This window comes from Variovorax sp. FW305-3-2-15-B-LB1 (assembly GCF_058787635.1).
Window position 1 is genome coordinate 155,225 of the sequence record NZ_JBYSZY010000007.1, and the last position, 16,126, is coordinate 171,350.

General features: G+C 68.2%; 14 protein-coding genes. 1 reads left to right on the forward strand and 13 read right to left on the reverse strand.

Features of this window, described 5'->3' with window-relative positions; all coding sequences use genetic code 11:
* Positions 1-19: 19 nt before the first annotated feature.
* The 5 genes from AC3WQR_RS07050 to AC3WQR_RS07070 form a co-directional block, all read right to left on the reverse strand.
* Positions 20-652, reverse strand: a complete 633-nt coding sequence (locus tag AC3WQR_RS07050) for a phosphoadenosine phosphosulfate reductase domain-containing protein (RefSeq protein ID WP_095950164.1) — start codon at positions 650-652, stop codon at positions 20-22.
* 17 nt (positions 653-669) lie between these two features.
* Positions 670-1,065, reverse strand: a complete 396-nt coding sequence (locus AC3WQR_RS07055; RefSeq protein WP_062472499.1) for a DUF934 domain-containing protein — start codon at positions 1,063-1,065, stop codon at positions 670-672.
* Positions 1,062-2,840 carry a nitrite/sulfite reductase gene (locus AC3WQR_RS07060; RefSeq protein WP_307692958.1) on the reverse strand — a complete coding sequence of 593 codons (1,779 nt, stop codon included), beginning with the start codon at positions 2,838-2,840 and terminating at the stop codon, positions 1,062-1,064. The genes AC3WQR_RS07055 and AC3WQR_RS07060 overlap by 4 nt, the downstream gene beginning before the upstream one ends.
* Before the next feature lie 254 nt (positions 2,841-3,094).
* The gene (locus AC3WQR_RS07065) at positions 3,095-3,415 is read right to left on the reverse strand and encodes a hypothetical protein (RefSeq protein WP_139705889.1); all 321 of its coding nucleotides are present in this window, start codon (positions 3,413-3,415) and stop codon (positions 3,095-3,097) included.
* A gap of 107 nt (positions 3,416-3,522) precedes the next feature.
* Positions 3,523-4,215 (reverse strand): response regulator transcription factor, encoded by a 693-nt coding sequence (locus AC3WQR_RS07070; protein WP_062472505.1) that lies wholly within the window; start codon positions 4,213-4,215, stop codon positions 3,523-3,525.
* A gap of 143 nt (positions 4,216-4,358) precedes the next feature.
* Between AC3WQR_RS07070 and AC3WQR_RS07075 the strand changes: the two genes are divergently transcribed.
* Positions 4,359-6,335 carry a sensor histidine kinase gene (locus AC3WQR_RS07075; protein ID WP_492741553.1) on the forward strand — a complete coding sequence of 659 codons (1,977 nt, stop codon included), beginning with the start codon at positions 4,359-4,361 and terminating at the stop codon, positions 6,333-6,335.
* A gap of 12 nt (positions 6,336-6,347) precedes the next feature.
* On the opposite strand, the gene AC3WQR_RS07080 is transcribed toward AC3WQR_RS07075, so the two are convergent.
* The 8 genes from AC3WQR_RS07080 to AC3WQR_RS07115 all read right to left on the reverse strand — a co-directional run bounded on the left by AC3WQR_RS07080 (position 6,348) and on the right by AC3WQR_RS07115 (position 15,669).
* On the reverse strand, positions 6,348-7,166 hold the full coding sequence (locus tag AC3WQR_RS07080) for a M55 family metallopeptidase (RefSeq protein ID WP_492741555.1): 819 nt from the start codon (positions 7,164-7,166) through the stop codon (positions 6,348-6,350).
* An 11-nt stretch (positions 7,167-7,177) separates the two neighbouring features.
* The gene (locus AC3WQR_RS07085) at positions 7,178-8,239 is read right to left on the reverse strand and encodes a DmpA family aminopeptidase (RefSeq protein WP_492741556.1); all 1,062 of its coding nucleotides are present in this window, start codon (positions 8,237-8,239) and stop codon (positions 7,178-7,180) included.
* 23 nt (positions 8,240-8,262) lie between these two features.
* On the reverse strand, positions 8,263-9,189 hold the full coding sequence (gene gsiD, locus AC3WQR_RS07090) for a glutathione ABC transporter permease GsiD (protein ID WP_070060869.1): 927 nt from the start codon (positions 9,187-9,189) through the stop codon (positions 8,263-8,265).
* 10 nt (positions 9,190-9,199) lie between these two features.
* Positions 9,200-10,120 (reverse strand): glutathione ABC transporter permease GsiC, encoded by a 921-nt coding sequence (gene gsiC / locus AC3WQR_RS07095; protein ID WP_062472516.1) that lies wholly within the window; start codon positions 10,118-10,120, stop codon positions 9,200-9,202.
* Positions 10,121-10,201: 81 nt separating this feature from the next.
* Positions 10,202-11,755, reverse strand: a complete 1,554-nt coding sequence (gsiB, locus tag AC3WQR_RS07100; RefSeq protein WP_070060868.1) for a glutathione ABC transporter substrate-binding protein GsiB — start codon at positions 11,753-11,755, stop codon at positions 10,202-10,204.
* Between the two features lie 65 nt (positions 11,756-11,820).
* Positions 11,821-13,710: a dipeptide ABC transporter ATP-binding protein gene (locus AC3WQR_RS07105; RefSeq protein ID WP_492741557.1), complete on the reverse strand. Its 1,890-nt coding sequence runs from the start codon at positions 13,708-13,710 to the stop codon at positions 11,821-11,823.
* A 31-nt stretch (positions 13,711-13,741) separates the two neighbouring features.
* The gene (locus AC3WQR_RS07110) at positions 13,742-14,701 is read right to left on the reverse strand and encodes an isoaspartyl peptidase/L-asparaginase family protein (protein ID WP_492741558.1); all 960 of its coding nucleotides are present in this window, start codon (positions 14,699-14,701) and stop codon (positions 13,742-13,744) included.
* Complete coding sequence (locus AC3WQR_RS07115; protein ID WP_062472523.1) at positions 14,698-15,669, reverse strand: MurR/RpiR family transcriptional regulator; 972 nt, start codon at positions 15,667-15,669, stop codon at positions 14,698-14,700. Before AC3WQR_RS07115 ends, AC3WQR_RS07110 begins: the two co-directional genes overlap by 4 nt.
* Between the last annotated feature and the right edge of the window lie 457 nt (positions 15,670-16,126).

Sequence of the window (16,126 nt, forward strand, 5' to 3'; positions counted from 1 at the left end):
GGAGGCGGAGAGCGATCGTTCAGTGCGACAGGTGCAACCCGCATTCGCGGTTGTCCTCGCCCTTGGTCGGGTCCACGTAGTCGAAGTTGTTGGGCAGGCCGTTGGCTTCGCAGTATTCGTACAGGTCCTTGGACGACCAGTGCAGCAGCGGCGCGACCTTGATCAGGCCGTCCGGGTTGACGCTGACCGGGTCCATCTGCGCGCGCACGGCCGTGTCGGTGGCCCGCAGCGCGGTGAACCAGACCTTGGGCGCGGTCTCGCGCAGGGCGCGGGCAAAGGGCTCCAGCTTCACTTCTTCGGTGAAGGCGGCGTGGCGCGGATCGTCCAGCGCCGGCGTGGGGCCTTCGACCGCTTCGCGGTGCGCGCGCGAGCGGCGCGGCAGGTAGATGTGTAGATGAAGGCCCAGGAGCTTCGTCACCTCGTCGGCAAAACGGTAGGTGGCCTCGGTGTTGTAGCCGTTGTCCATCCAGACCACCGGCACGTCCCGCTTGGCGCGCGTGACCATGTGCAGGATCACGGCCTCGAAGGGGCGGAAGTTGGTGGTGATGATCGCGGGCTGGCCCAGGCCGACGGCCCAGTCCACCAGGCCCTCGGCGTTGCGGCCGAGTTCGGTGTTGATGCGTGCAAAGTCGATGTCGGTGGCGATGCTCATGGGACTCTCTTGTCTGCTCAGGCGCCGGCGACGAAATGCGGCGCGGTCTTCACTGCGTCGCCCTGGTAGAACGTGGCGAAGCGGTCGAACTGGCGCTGTGCGTCGGAGGCGTCCACGCCTTCCTTGAGCACGGCGCTGGAGAAGCCGGTGCGTTCCATTTGCACCAGCTGGTCGATCAGCACGTCGCCTGTGGCGCGGATGTCGCCCGTGAAGCCCAGGCGGCGGCGAAGCAGGAAGGCCTGGCTGTAGGCGCGGCCGTCGGTGAACTTCGGAAAGTTCAGGTCGATGCGTTCGATGTCGGCCAGGCACACCTCGATGGCGAGCGGGTCGGCGTCGTTGGCCAGTTGCAGGACCTTCGGGTCGCCGTCGTCGATGTGTTCTTCGGCCGAAAGGATGTTCAGAGTCTTTTTCATGCTGCTTCCTCCACCTTGAATCGCGCACCGTTGGCTGCGGCCTTGAACGGGTCGTGGCCCACGCGGCGCAGGGTGTCGATGAAGGTCTCGCCGTTGGCGCGGGTGTCGCGGTACGTGGTGAGCACGGCCTCGATCACGCCCGGCACTTCGGCCGCCGAGAACGAGGGGCCGACCACCTTGCCGGCCTGCGGCGCGCCGCTGAGCGCGGAGCCGTCGGAGCCGCCGAGGGTGACCTGGTACCACTCCTTGCCGTCCTTGTCGACGCCCAGGATGCCGATGTGGCCGCTGTGGTGGTGGCCGCACGAGTTGATGCAGCCGCTGATGTGCAGGTCGATCTCGCCCAGGTCGTCGAGCTCGTCGAGGTCTTGATAACGCTCGGTGATGGCTTCGGCGATGGGAATGGAGCGGGCGTTGGCCAGCGCGCAGAAGTCGCCGCCGGGGCAGGCGATCATGTCGGTCAGCAGCTGCACGTTGGCGCTGGCGAAACCGGCGGCGCGGGCGGCGAGCCACAGCGCGTGCAGGTCTTCGGCGTGCACCCAAGGCAGCACCACGTTCTGGTCGTGCGTCACACGGGCTTCGCCGGCCGAGAAGCGATCGGCCAGCTCGGCGATGGTGTCGAGCTGGTCGCCCGAGGCGTCGCCGGGCGCCTGCTTCAGGCGCTTGAACGACAGCGTGACGGCGCGCAGCGCGGGGTTCTTGTGGGCGTCGACGTTGCGGGCGAGCCAGCGCGCGAACATGACGTCGTCGGCAGCGTGGGCACGCAGCTCGGCGTCGGTCTTCTCGGCGCTTTGCAGCACGCGGGTGGCCAGCGTCGGCGGCACGAAGGAGGCGGCCACGCGGTCGTACTCTTCCTGCGTGATGGTGTGCGGTGCGCCGTCGTGCTCGAGGATCTGCTTGTACTCGGCCTCGACGTCGTCGATGTAGCGCTGGCCTTCGGCCTTCACCAGGATCTTGATGCGCGCCTTGTAGATGTTGTCGCGGCGGCCATAGCGGTTGTAGACCCGGATCACCGCTTCGAGGTAATTCATGATCTGCTGCCAGGGCAGGAACTCGCGCAGCACGGTGCCGATGATGGGCGTGCGGCCCATGCCGCCGCCCACCTGCACGCGGAAACCGATGTCGCCCGCTTCGTTCTTCACCACGTGCAGGCCCACGTCGTGCCAGCCGGTGGCGGCGCGGTCTTCAGTGGCGCCGGTGATGGCGATCTTGAACTTGCGCGGCAGGAAGGCGAACTCGGGGTGCAGCGTGCTCCACTGGCGCATGATTTCCGCGAACGGGCGCGGGTCGGCGATCTCGTCGACGGCGATGCCGGCGCGCTCGTCGCTCGTGATGTTGCGGATGCAGTTGCCGCTGGTCTGGATGCCGTGCATGTCGACCGAAGCCAGCAGGTCCATCACGTCGGCCGACTTGGCCAGTGGAATCCAGTTGTACTGGACGTTCTGGCGCGTCGTGAAGTGGGCGTAGTGGGTGGGCAGCTTGTGGCTGCCGAGCAGGCCCTGGGTCTCGATGGCCTTGCGGTAGACCTCGGCCTCGGGCTCGTCGTATTCGCGGGCGATGCGAGCCAGCACGCGCAGCTGCTTGCTCGACAGCTCGCCGTACGGCACGGCCACGCGCAGCATCGGCGCGTAGCGCTGCACGTACCAGCCGTTTTGCAGGCGCAGGGGGCGGAACTCGTCCTCGTGCAGGCGGCCCTTTTGCCAGCGCTCGAGCTGGTCTCGGAACTGGGCAGCGCGTTGGTGAACGAACTGGCGGTCGAATTCTGTGTATTGGTACATCGTGCGTATGTGTCTTGAAGAAGTGCGGTGCCGCACGTACAACGGGGCGCCCCAGCAAGAAGCCCCGGATTCTGAAAGCCCGCCTTATGGAAACAAACTATTTTTTGGTTCGGGTCTTATGCGGATAAGCTTATTCACCAGCATCCATGCGGGTTACGAGGCGGTTGGTTGCTTATTCCGGATAAGGCGCGAAGGCCGGCGCGGGGTCGCCGGACGCTGGATTCTAGGAACCCGGGGGCACCCGCGCAGGGCGCCTACCGCAGCTTGAAGTCGAAGCCGAGGGTCTGCGGCGAGCTCAGCAGCTGCCGGGCGGCCTTGTCGGCCTGGTGCTGCGCATTGAGCCATTCCCGGGCCAGCCGGGCTTCGGTCCGGTTCAGGTGCTCGATGCCGTGGTGACGCTCCTTCGACCAGGCCTGGAAGCACTTCACCACCCGCAGCGGATCGCCGATCTGCTCCTCGATCCGCAGCCGGTAGATGTCCGCGGCCACCATGACATCCTTCAAAGTGAAGTTCTGGCCTTTGACGTGGACCACGTAGGGGACCACATAAGAAGTTGTCCTGGCGAGATCGCTCATGCCTTCATCCGTGCCTCAAGTCGCTGCCTGTGCCGCAGATTAGCGGCGGGTATCGAAATGAAACTGAGCGTTTCTGAGCGCCGGGCCGGCGCCCGAACAGCGCCGGACTAGCGCCGGATGAGCGTCTTGGCGTGGAAGCGGTAGCCGGCGTTGCGCGCCGTGTTGATCGGCAGCACCAGCCCCGTGGCCTCGCTGACCTTGCGCCGCAGGCGGCGAATCTGCGTGTCGAGACGGCGCTGGTCGTAGCTCAGGTAGTGCTCGCCCAGGGCCTGCACGATCTGCTGGCGGCTGGCGATCTCGCCGGCGCTGCGCATCAGTTCGTGCAGCACCGTGAGGTCCTGCTCCGACAGCGCAATGGGCGCGAAGCCCGGCGGCGACAGCCGGCGCGGGCCCAGCTCCAGCACCCAGGCGTCGGCCGGCAGCGCGGCGGGCGAATCGCCCAGGCGCCGCGACAGCGCCGCCAGCGTGGCCGCCAGCTCATCGAGGTCGGTGGTCTTCGACAGGTAGTAGTCGGCGCCGATGTCCAGCCCCGTCACGCGGTCGCGGGCGCCGCCGCGCGCCGTCAGCACGACGATGCCCAGGCGCTCGCCGCGTTCGCGCAGCTCGCGGATCAGCGACAGGCCGTCGCCGTCGGGCAGCCCGAGGTCGACCAGCGCGATGCCGTGCCGGGCCGGGTCGTAGGTGCGGTGGAAGCCTTCGAGCGACGCCTCGGCATCGACCCGGTAGCCGCTGCCGGTCAGGAACTCGCTCAACTCCTCGCGCAGCACGGCTTCATCTTCCAGCAGGATCACATCACGCATGGGAACAGGGTAGGGGCTGGTGGCCGGGGGAATCTGAGCGTTTCTAAGCGCGGCGAAGGGCGCGCAGATTCTAGGTGCGGCCTCGATAATCCGCGCCCATGAAACGCCTTGCTCGGTGCCTGTGGCGGTGCGGTTGTCTTGCCGTGCTGGGCCTTCTCTTTTCTGCCTCGGCCGCCGCTGGCGTGCTGCGGCTGAATCCGTTGGCGAGCGTCGACAGCCACGGCCAGCTGTCGATGCTGCGCGATCCCGAAGGCCGCCTCAGCGCAGACGAGGCCGCCGCCGCGCCGGGTTGGAAGGCCTTGCCCGGCGCCGTGAACGCAGGCTTCACGCGCGACGCCGTGTGGATCAGGCTCGAGGTGCAGCGCCCGGCCGACGCGCCGCAGCAGCGCTGGCTGGCGCAGTTCAGGAACGCGCTGCTCGACGATGTGCGGCTGTACCGCCGGGACGACACCGGCCGCTGGCAGCTGGCCGTGCAGTCCGGCGAAGACATCGGCCGCGAGCACTGGCCCGTCGACGCGCGCAACGTGCAACTGCCGCTCACGCTGGAAAGCACCGAACCCACGCCGCTGCTGCTGCGCCTGCAGTCGCGCAACGCCATGTCGACCACCATCGGCTTCGCCGCGCCCGAGGTCTACGCGGGCACCGCGCGGCGCGAGTACCTCTTCTACGGCCTGGGCTTCGGATTCGGCCTGATGCTGCTCGCCTTTCACACGCTGTTCTGGCAGATGACGCGCGAGCGCTTGAGCGCCTGGTACCTGGTCTATGTGGCGAACGCGCTGCTGGTCGAGTTCCTGACGGCCGGGCTGCCGCAGCAGCTGCTGGCCATGCCCGCGCGGCTGTCCGACCTGCTGCTGAGCCTGTCGATCTGCGCCGGCGTGGCCATCGGCATCCGCTTCGCCGGCATGCAGCTGGGCACCGACGTGCAGTGGCCGCGCTTCACCCGCGTGGCGGTGCGCGTGGTGGGCCTCGTAAGTGCCATCGCGGTGGCGCTGGTGCTGGCCGGCGCCAACGGCCTGGCCATGCAGGCGGTGCAGGGGACGGCGATGCTGTGCATCGTCTACCTGATCGGCGCCGCGCTGTGGCTGCTGCCGCGCGACCAGGGCCAGGCGCGGGCTTTTCTCGTCATCTTCGGCATCTACTACGTGGGCGTGATGGTGAGCTTCCTGCGCAACCAGGGCTGGCTGCCGGCCGGCGCCTGGACCGACAACGCGACCGCCGTGGGCACGCTGCTGCACCTGCTGCTCATGAGCATGCGGCTGAACCGCCGCTACGACCAGCTGCGCCGCGAAAAGGAAGCCGCGCAGGCGCGCCTGGTGCACGTGGTCGGCCGCCAGAACGACCGGCTGGAAGACGAGGTGCGCAAGCGCACCGCCGACCTGCGCGGCGAGATCGAGCAGCGCCAGCGCCTCGAGGTCGACCTGCGCGCGGCGCTGGAGACCGAGCGCCGCGCCAAGCAGTCGCAGGTGGACTTCGTCGCCATGGTGTCGCACGAGTTCCGCACGCCGCTGGCGATCATCCACACCACCGCGCAGCAGATCGCCAAGAACCTCGACGCCGCGCGCGAGAAGACCCTGGCGCGCTGCCTGAACCTGCGTGCCGCCGCGCAGCGCATGACCGCGCTGGTCGACGAGTACCTGACCTCCGATCGCATGGAAGCCGGCCAGACGCCGTTCCAACCGCGCCCTTGTGAGCGCGACGAGCTGCTGGAGCTGTTCGAGGACCTGGTGGCCGACTGGCCGGACGGGCGTGTCGTGTGGCACGACGGGCTGTTGCCGCCGCAACTGGTGTGCGACCCCGGGCTGCTGCGCGTGGCGCTGCGCAACCTGCTGGCCAACGCCGATCGCCACACGCCGGCCGGCCGCGCCATCGTGCTCGACGTGGTGCCGGCGGAAGCGGGCGGCCTGGACATCCGCGTGAGCAACCCCGGCGACGCGATTCCGCACGACGAGGTGCCGCGGTTGTTCGAGAAGTATTTCCGTGGCCGGCAGGCGGCGCGCTCACCGGGCGCCGGCCTCGGCCTGTACCTCGTGCACCAGATCGCCGAGCTGCACCGGGGTCAGGCCCGGCTCGACAGCGCCGGGCAGGACGGCCACGTGCGCTTCAGCCTCGCATTGCCTTGAGAAGCCGCTACGTCAGCGCAGCATCGACGACATCGCCGAGCAGCAGTTCAGCATGCGCACGGCCGACTCCACCGAGTCGGCGCTGAAGCGCAGCGTGACGCCATCGACACGCTCGAAGCTCGGCCACTGGCAGAACAGGTCGGCCATCATCGGCGACTGGGTGCGCAGCGTGACCACCTGCGGGCCCTGGAAGACCAGCGGGCGTGCGTTGGCACGAGCGGCCAGCCCTTCGATCACGCCGGCACGGATCGCCTGGCGCGACTGCTCCGGCGACAGCGACACGCCGCTGTTGAAGCCGGTCGCCTTCTTGGTCTGCACGAAGCTCGCGTGCGGAAAGAGCGCCTGGTTCTCGGAGATGAACACGTCGTCGCCGCTGGCCATCACGACCGGCACGCCGTACTCGCCGGCCAGCGCGCCGTAGATTCCGGCCTCGCCGAGTTCCTGGTCGCCCAGCCGGATGCCCGCGAAGGCAAAGCCGTTGATCGTGTGCGCGAGGATGCCGCGCCCCTGCGCGCGCGAGTGGTAGCCCACCATGCACAGCGCGTCCACGCCTTCTTCCACGCCGGCCACCATGCTCAGGTAGCGCGGCTTGCCCTGCACCACGCGGGCGCGTGCATCGAGCACGTCGGGCGGCATGTTGCGAAAGCCGCCGTGCGAGTCGTTCACCAGCACCTCGGTGGCGCCAGCGTCGAAGGCGCCGGCAATCGCGGCGTTGGCCTCCTGCGCCATCAGCACGCGGGCGCGCTCGTACTCGGGGTTGCCCTGGCGTGCCTGCTCGTGGTGGTAGACGCCTGCAACGCCTTCGATGTCGGTGGAGATCAGGACTTTCATGGACGTGTGTTTCAGGCGAGAAGTGAAAGGGAAGACGCCGGCAGCAGTTCGCCGAGCGCCGCGCGGTGGTTGCCGTCGCGGCCCGTGACCGGCGTGGCGCGCCACAGCGCATGAAGTATGGCCTGCTCGGTGCTGTCGGCCGCGGCCTGGAACAGCCCGTCGAGCCGCGTGTCGTGCAGCATCGCCACGGCCGGCATGGGCCGGTCCGAGCGGTCGGGGATCGTGTAGGCGGTCGAGAAGGCCAGCACGAGGTCGCCGCTGCCGTGGCCGTAGACCGAGCCGGTGCGGGCCAGCCCCGCGCCCGCGCGCAGTGCCAGGCGGCGCAGCTGGCGCGCATCGAGCGGCGCGTCGGTGGCGACGACGATGATGATCGAGCCCTTCTCGGGCTCCGCCGCTTCCTTCGCTGCCTGCAGCGTCGCGAGCCGCTCGCCCACCGCGTGCCCGGCCAGCACCAGCTGCGGCTGGCGCCCGTAGTTCGCCAGCACCAGCGTGCCCACCGTGTGGGTCGTGCCGTCGGCCATCGCCACGCGGCGCGACGCGCTGCCGATGCCGCCCTTGAGCTGGAAGCTCGACATGCCGCGTCCCGCGCCGACCGAGCCCTGTTCGAAATCGACCCCGGCGGCGTCGAGCGCCTGCAGGTAGTCGGCCTCGGTCACGGCCAGCCGCTGGATGTCGTTGAGAAAACCGTCGTTGCACTCGAAGACCAGCGGGTTCACCGTGGGCAGCGCGCGGCCGGTCTCGGGGTTGGCCGCCGCGCAATGGCGGATCTGCGCCGTCGCCACGGTGCCGACCGAGAAGGTGTTGGTCAGCGCGATCGGCGTTTCCAGCACGCCGAGCTCGGCCAGCTGCACCAGCCCCACGCTCTTGCCGAAGCCGTTGAGCACCACGGCCGCGGCCGGCACCTTGTCGCGGAACGGGTCGCCGGCGTGCGGGCGGATCACGGTCACGCCGGTCTGCACCGGGCCGTCGGCCAGCGTGCGGTGGCCGACCGTGACGCCTGCGACGTCGGTGATGGCGTCGCGCGTGCCCGCAGGCAGGGTGCCGATGAAGGGCAGGGAGGTCGTCGGGGCCATGAAGAGAAAAAAGAAGAATGGGCTTACTGGCGGTCGATCTTCGGATCGAGCGCGTCGCGCAGCGCATCGCCCAGCAGGTTGAAGGCCAGCACGGTGAAGAAGATGGCCAGGCTGGGGAACAGCGCCACGTGCGGCGAGGTCACCATGTCGGCGCGGGCTTCGTTGAGCATCGCGCCCCACTCGGGCGTCGGCGGCTGCGCGCCCATGCCCAGGAACGAGAGGCTGGCCGCGGTGATGATCGAGGTGCCCACGCGCATCGAGAAGTACACGACGATCGACGAGATCGTGCCCGGCAGGATGTGGCGCACGATGATGGTCCAGTCGGACGCGCCGATGCTGCGCTCGGCCTCGATGTAGGTCTGCTGCTTGAGCACCAGCGTGTTGCCGCGCACCAGGCGCGCAAAGGCCGGCACGCTGAACACCGACACCGCCACCACCACGTTGGTCATGCTGCTGCCCAGGATGGCCACCACGCCCAGCGCCAGCAGGATGCCGGGGAAGGCGAAGAGCACGTCCGAGATGCGCATCACGATGCGGTCCCACCAGCCTTCGTAGTAACCGGCCAGCAGGCCGAAGGCCGTGCCGATGATGCCGCCCACCAGCACCGACAAAAAGCCGGCCGCCAGCGAGATGCGCGTGCCCGCCAGGATGCGGCTGAAGATGTCGCGGCCCAGCGGATCGACGCCGAACCAGTGCGTGGCCGAGGGCCCGCTGTTCAGCATGTCGTAGTCGAAGAAGTTCTCGGGGTCGAAGGGCACGATCCACGGTGCGAACACCGCGATCACCACCAGCAGCAGCACGAAGATGGCCGCCACGATGCCCACGGGCTGCTTCTTGAAACGGCGCCAGCATTCGCCCCAGGGCGTGCGGACCTTGCCGGCGGTCAGCGCAACGGCAACGGGGGACAGTGGAACGATGGATTCGGCAGACACGCCGGTAGCTTGCGTCATGGCTGCGTGCTCACTTGTAGCGGATGGTCGGGTTGATGTAGCCGTACAGCACATCGACCACGAGGTTGATCAGGATGAATTCGAGCGAGAACAGCAGCACCAGCGTCTGGATGACGGGGTAGTCGCGCATCTGCACGGCATCGACCAGCAGGCGGCCCAGGCCGGGCCAGTTGAACACCGCCTCCACGAGGATGGAGCCGCCCAGCAGGAAGCCGAACTGCAGGCCCATCATCGTGACCACCGGAATCAGCGCGTTGCGCAGCGTGTGCTTGAACACCACGCTGGTTTCGTGCACGCCCTTGGCGCGCGCGGTGCGCACGAAGTCTTCCTGGATCACTTCGACGAAGGAAGCGCGCGTGAAGCGTGCCATCACGGCCGCGACGGCCGCGCCCAGCGTGATCGAGGGCAGGATGTAGTGCTGCCAGGTCGCGGCGCCCACCGTGGGCAGCCAGCCGAGCTGCACCGAGAAGATCTGCATGAGCAGCATGCCCAATGCAAATGCGGGGAACGAGATGCCCGACACCGCCAGCGTCATGCCGATGCGGTCGGGCCATTTGTTGCGGTACACCGCCGACACGATGCCGATCCCCATGCCGAAGATCACCGCCCACACCATGCTGGTGATGGTCAGCATCACCGTCGGGAAAAAGCGCTCGGCAATCTCCGTCGACACCGGCCGCCGCGTGCGGATCGAGGTGCCGAAGTCGCCTTGCACCATGTGGGTGAAGAAGCTCACGAACTGCTGCGGCAGCGGCTTGTCCAGCCCGAGCTCCGCGCGCACCATGGCCACGGTCTGCTCGTCGGCGTCCTGGCCGGCGGCAAGGCGCGCCGGGTCGCCGGGAAGCATGTGGACGAACAGGAACACCAGCACTGCCACGATGAGCAGCGTGGGGATCAGGCCCAACAGTCGTTTGAGGAAGTAATTCAGCATGGGGTACGGTTGTCGCGAGCGGGCGATGGCACGGTGCCACCGCCCGCCGGACAGTCAGTCAGGAAAACGAAGGAGCCGCGATCAGTTCGACACCGACATGGCATCGATGTTGATGTTCGCGTCGGGCATCACGAACACACCCGACAGGCGCTTGGCGTGCGCCGAGAGGTTCTGCTCGGTGACCAGCGGCACGCGCGGCAGGTCCTTGCGGATCTCTTCCTGCGCGGTCTTGTACAGCGCGGCCTTTTCCTTGTCGTCCACGGTCACGAGCGCCTTGGCGATCGCGGCGTCGACCACGTCGCTCTTGTAGAACGACATGTTGTTGAGCTTGGGTGCCCACGACTCGGAGGCGAACAGCGGACGCAGGCCCCAGTCGGCTTCGCCGGTCGACGACGACCAGCCCGTGTAGTACATGCGGACCTTGGCCGTCTTCGGATCGGGCCAGGCGTCGACCTGCTCGGTGCGCTGGCCCACTTCGAGCGCCTGCACCTGCAGCTTGATGCCCACCTGTGCGAGCTGCTGCTGCACGAACTGGATCGTCTTCTGGCTGGTCGTGTTGTTGTAGGCGCTCCACAGCACCGACTCGAAGCCGTTGGGGTAGCCGGCCTCGGCCAGCAGGGCCTTGGCCTTCTTCACGTCGTAGGGAATGGGCGCCATCTTCTCGGCGAACTTCACGCCCTGGGGCATCACGCCCTGTGCGGGGAAGGCATAGCCGCCGAAGGCCACCTTCGACAGCGCTTCCTTGTTGATGGCGTAGCCGATGGCTTCGCGCACCTTCGGGTTGTCATACGGCTTTTGCAGCATGTTGAAGGCCAGGAAGCGCGTGATGATCGAGGGCGAGGCCACCACTTCGAGCTTGTCGCTCTTCTTCAGCAGCTCGGCCTGCTCGTAGGGAATGGGGAAGGCAAAGTCGGCTTCGCCGGTCTGCAGCATCGCGGCGCGCGTGTTGTTCTCGAGCACCGGCTTCCATTGCAGGTTGTCGACCTTCGGGTAGCCCTTCTTCCAGTAGCCGTCGAACTTCTTGGCCTTCACGGCGTCGGTCTGCTTCCATTCCACGAACTCGAAGGGGCCGGTGCCCACGGGGTGGAAGGCGATGTCCTTGTTGCCCCACTTCTTCAGCGCGGTGGGCGAGATCATGGCGGCCGAGGCGTGGGCCAGCGAGTTGATGAAGGGGCCGAAGGGCTCCTTCAGCGTGATGCGCACGGTGGTCGGATTCACCGCCTCGACCTTGCCCACGCGGTTGAACTGGTTGTAGCGCAGCAGCTTGTTGTCCTGGTTCAGCACGCGGTCGAGCGTGACCTTCACGGCTTCGGCGTTGAAGTCGGTGCCGTCGTGGAACTTGACGCCGCTGCGCAGCTTGATGGTGTAGACCAGGCCGTCCTTGGACACGTCGTAGCTCTCGGCGAGCACGTTCTGCACCTTCAGGTCCTTGTCGAACTGGAACAGGCCTTCATAGAAGGTCTTGGTCACGGCCGTGGTGATGGTCGTGTTGGTGTTGTACGGGTCCAGCGTTTCCGGCTGGTAGCCGATGGCCAGCACTACGTCTTTGGCAGCCAGTGCCGAGCCCGAGGCGGCGAGCGCGGCCAGGCCCAGCAGTGCGGATGCCCAGCGCAGGGAGGAAGAAGATTGCTTCATGGAAGAACTCCAGTCGGTTCGTGGAAAAAATGCAGGGGGCCTGCGGGTGAAAAAACGGTTCGGACTCAGAAGGCGCCGCCGATGGCATGCCGTGCCACGAAGTGGCCGGGCGCGACCTGCACCAGCGGCGGCACATCGGGCTCGTCGCCCACGGCGCGGATCGGGCTGGGAATCTCGCCTTCGAGCAACGCGCGCGGCTTGTGGCGGCGCGACGGGTCGGCCACCGGCACCGCGGCCATCAGCTTGCGGGTGTAGGGGTGCTGCGGCGCTTCGAACACGGCGCGGCGCGGGCCGATCTCGACGATCTGGCCCAGGTACATCACGGCCACGCGGTGGCTGATGCGCTCGACCACGGCCATGTCGTGCGAGATGAAGAGGAACGCCACGCCCAGCTCGCGCTGCAGGTCGAGCATGAGGTTGACGATCTGCGCCTGGATCGACACGTCGAGCGCCGACACCGATTCGTCGGCCACCACCACCTTCGGATTGAGCGCGAGCGCACGCGCAATCGCGATGCGCTGCCGTTGCCCGCCCGAGAACTCGTGCGGATAGCGCTGCGCCACCTCGGGTGGCAGACCCACCTTCTGCAGGAGCCAGTCGACGCGCTTCTGCGCCTCGGCACCCTTGGCGATGTTGTGGATGAGCAGCGGCTCCATGATCGAGAAGCCCACCGTCACGCGCGGATCGAGCGAGGCGAACGGGTCCTGGAAGATGAACTGGATGTTCCGGCGCAGCGCCTGCAGCTCGCGCGTGGGCAGCTCGCGGATGTTCTGCCCGCCGAACTCGATGGCGCCGCTCTGGCTTTCGACCAGCCGCAGCAGCGAGCGGCCGGTGGTCGACTTGCCACAGCCCGATTCACCGACCAGCGCCAGCGTTTCGCCGGGGTAGAGGTCGAAGCTGATCTTTTCCACCGCATGCACGCGGCGCTTCACGCGGCCGAAGATGCCGCTGCGCACGTCGAAGCGCGTCACGAGGTCGCGCACGCGCAGGATCGGGCCGGCGTCTTCGCGCACGGTGGTCTGCGGCGTGGTGTTCGTGCAGGGCACGGTCTCGGTGCTGTCTTCGGTGCCGGACTCGGTACGAAGGAGCTCGAACTTGGCCGGCAGGTCGGTGCCCTGCATCGCGCCCAGCTTGGGCACGGCCGACAGCAGCGCCCGGGTGTAGGGGTGCTGCGGCGAGGCGAACACGGTGTCGGAGCTGCCGGCTTCGACCTTGTCGCCGCGGTACATCACGAGCACGCGGTCGGCGATTTCGGCCACCACGCCCATGTCGTGCGTGATGAAGAGCACGCCCATGCGCATCTCTTTCTGCAGCTCGCGAATGAGCTGGAGGATCTGCGCCTGGATCGTCACGTCGAGCGCGGTGGTGGGCTCGTCGGCGATCAGCAGCTGCGGCTTGCACGACAGCGCCATCGCGATCATCACGCGCTGGCGCATGCCGCCCGACAGCTGGTGCGGAAAGCGGTCGAGCACGTTGCGCGCTTCGGGAATGCGCACCAGTTCGAGCATGCGCAGCGCTTCGGCGCGCGCCGCCGCATTGCTCTTGCCCTGGTGGATGCGGATGGCCTCGGCGATCTGGTCGCCGGCGGTGAACACCGGGTTCAGCGAGGTCATCGGCTCCTGGAAGATCATCGCGATGTCGGCGCCGCGGATGCCGCGCATGGTGCTGTCGCGGGCCTGCGCGAGGTCGAGCACTTCGCCGTTGCGACGGCGGAAGGCCATGCTGCCGCCGAGGATGCGGCCGCCGCCGTGCTCCACCAGCCGCATCAGCGCGAGCGAGGTGACCGACTTGCCCGACCCCGATTCACCCACCACCGCGAGCGTTTCGCCGTGGTCGACGTGGAAGGACAGCTTCTTGACGGCATCGACCGTGCGCTCGGAGGTCGAGAAGCGCACGGTGAGGTCGTCGACGGCGAGGACGCGGCCGTCGGGCAGGTTCAGGGCAGGGGAGGACATGGCGGATGCGAGGGAAAAAGGGGGCAGGGCGTCAGGCGAAGATGGCCGTCACTGGCGTTTCGTCGCCGCGCGCGTGGCCGCGGTACATGCCTTCGGTGTTGAAGGCCAGGCTCAGGTTGCCGTGGCGGTCGACGGCGATCAGGCCGCCGGTGCCGCCGATGGCGGGCAGCGACTCGTGCACCACGGCGTGCGTGGCCGCTTCGAGCGTGGCGCCGCCGTAGGCCATGCGTGCGCAGATGTCGTAGGCGGCCGCGACGCGGATGAACATTTCGCCGCTGCCGGTGCACGAGATGGCGGCCGTGCGATCGTCGGCGTAGGTGCCGGAGCCGATGAGCGGCGTGTCGCCGATGCGGCCCACGCGCTTGTTGGTCATGCCGCCGGTCGAGGTGGCGGCGGCCAGGTGGCCGTGCATGTCGAGCGCCACGGCGCCGACGGTGCCGAACTTCTTGTCTTCGTCCAGCGGCGGCTTGGTCATGGCGGCGCCTTCGTGGTCGGTGACCACGCGGCCCGTGTCGCGCACGCGGTACAGCTGCTGGCGGCGTGCGTCGGTCGAGAAGAAGAAGGGCTCGACCATCTCCAGCCCGCGGTCGCGCGCGAAGGCTTCGGCGCCCGCGCCGGCCAGCAGCACGTGGGCGCCGTCCTCGAGCACGGCGCGCGCGGCGCGCACCGGGCGGCGCACGTGGCTCACGCCGGCAATGGCACCGGCGGCAAGCGTGGCGCCGTCCATCACGGCCGCGTCGAGCTCGTGCGTTTCCTCGTGCGTGAACACCGCACCGTAGCCGGCGTTGAAGAGCGGGCAGTCTTCGAGCATCTCGACCGCCAGGCAGGTGGCGTCGAGCGCGGACATGCCCTTGAGCAATGCGGCCTGCGCGGCGCGCACGATGGCCTGCAGCGCGTCGTGGTAGGCCTGCGCCTGCTCGGGGTTGGTCGTCGAGGCGCTGATGGTGCCGGCGCCGCCGTGGATGGCGATGACGGGCGTGACGTTCTTCATCGGGAAGCTTTCTTCTTTTTCTTGCCGGCGTCGGAAGCGACGGCGGCGGGGAGGGAGGGCATGGAGACTTCGCCGCGCGCATGGCCCTGGCCCAGCCCGCCGTGCAGCCACGGACGCACCGCCTGCAGGATGCGGCCGGCCGACTGCGCCGCGCCGGGCGCGCGCAGGGCGACGGCGCTGGTCAGCGCCTCGATCAGCGCGAGCACGCTGGTCTCGCAGTTGGGGCGGTAGCTGGTTTCGGTCTGGCCGTACAGCACCACGTCGGCCAGCGGCGCGATGGGCGAGCTGGGGCGGTCGGTCAGCGCGAGCACGGCGCAGCCCTGGCCGCGCGCGATCTGCGCGAGCGCCACCGTGTCGGTGAGGTAGCGCGGAAATGTGAGGCCGATGAACAGGTCCTGCGGCCCCGCGTGCATCAGCGTGCGCGCCGAATGCGTCACGCCGCTCACGCTGGAGAGCATGCGCACGTCGCTGCAGGAACCATCGAGCCCGTGCTGCAGCAGCCCCGCAAGCCAGGCGCTGGCGCCGAAGCCGCCGATGTAGATCGAGCGCGCCTTCAGGATGCGCTGCACCGCGGCCTCGCAGGCGGCGTAGTCCAGCGACTGGCGCGTGGCTTCGATGTTGCGGCGGCTCTCGTCGAGCGCGGTGGCGAACACCTCGGCCACCGTGGTCGGGTGCTCCAGGTTGCCGCGCAGCCGCTCGACCGGCGCCACCAGCGGCTCGAAGCCGCGCACGAGCTCGGCGCGAAAGGCCGCATAGCCGTCGAAGTCCAGCGCGCGCGCAAAACGGTTGGCCGTGGCCACCGACACGCCGGCCGCGGCGGCGAGCTCGTCGATGGGCAGCGTCGCGACCTGCAGCGGATGCCCGAGCACGAAGTCGGCCACCTGCCGGTGCGAACGCGTCAGCCGCGGCAGCGCCTGCGCAATGCGCTGGGCCACGGTGGTGCCTGGGGTGTCGACGTTGGTGCTCATGGGGCGGGCGATGCACCGGGAAGGGTGCGAGTGATGTAAATCAGTTTACAAATATATGTCAGTTATGAAAATTTTCTGTCATTCCCGAGCGATATCGCAAGTAGCGGGCCAGCCGCGAGGGGCTCTGGCGAGGGTCGGAAGGGACGTGTTTCCCTTGTGGGGCGCCGTGTTCCGGGCCGTTGGGGCGCGGTCTTCAGGGATTTCCCTGATGCTGTCGTTTCATCCCCACGGGCGGGGGATCGGGGGCTTTGGAAACGAACGAATTAACGGCGATGGCCGGGTTGCATGGCGACATTGACGGCCTTCAGGCCAGCCCTGAGTATCCCGAGCGGTGCGATTGGCACCGGGGAACGAGGAACCACAAAATGAGACAGGAATGGCTTCGCCGCGCGTGCGCGGTGATGGGCGGCTTTGTGCTGGTTGCGGCCCTGTCCGCCTGCGGCGGCGGTGGGGGCGG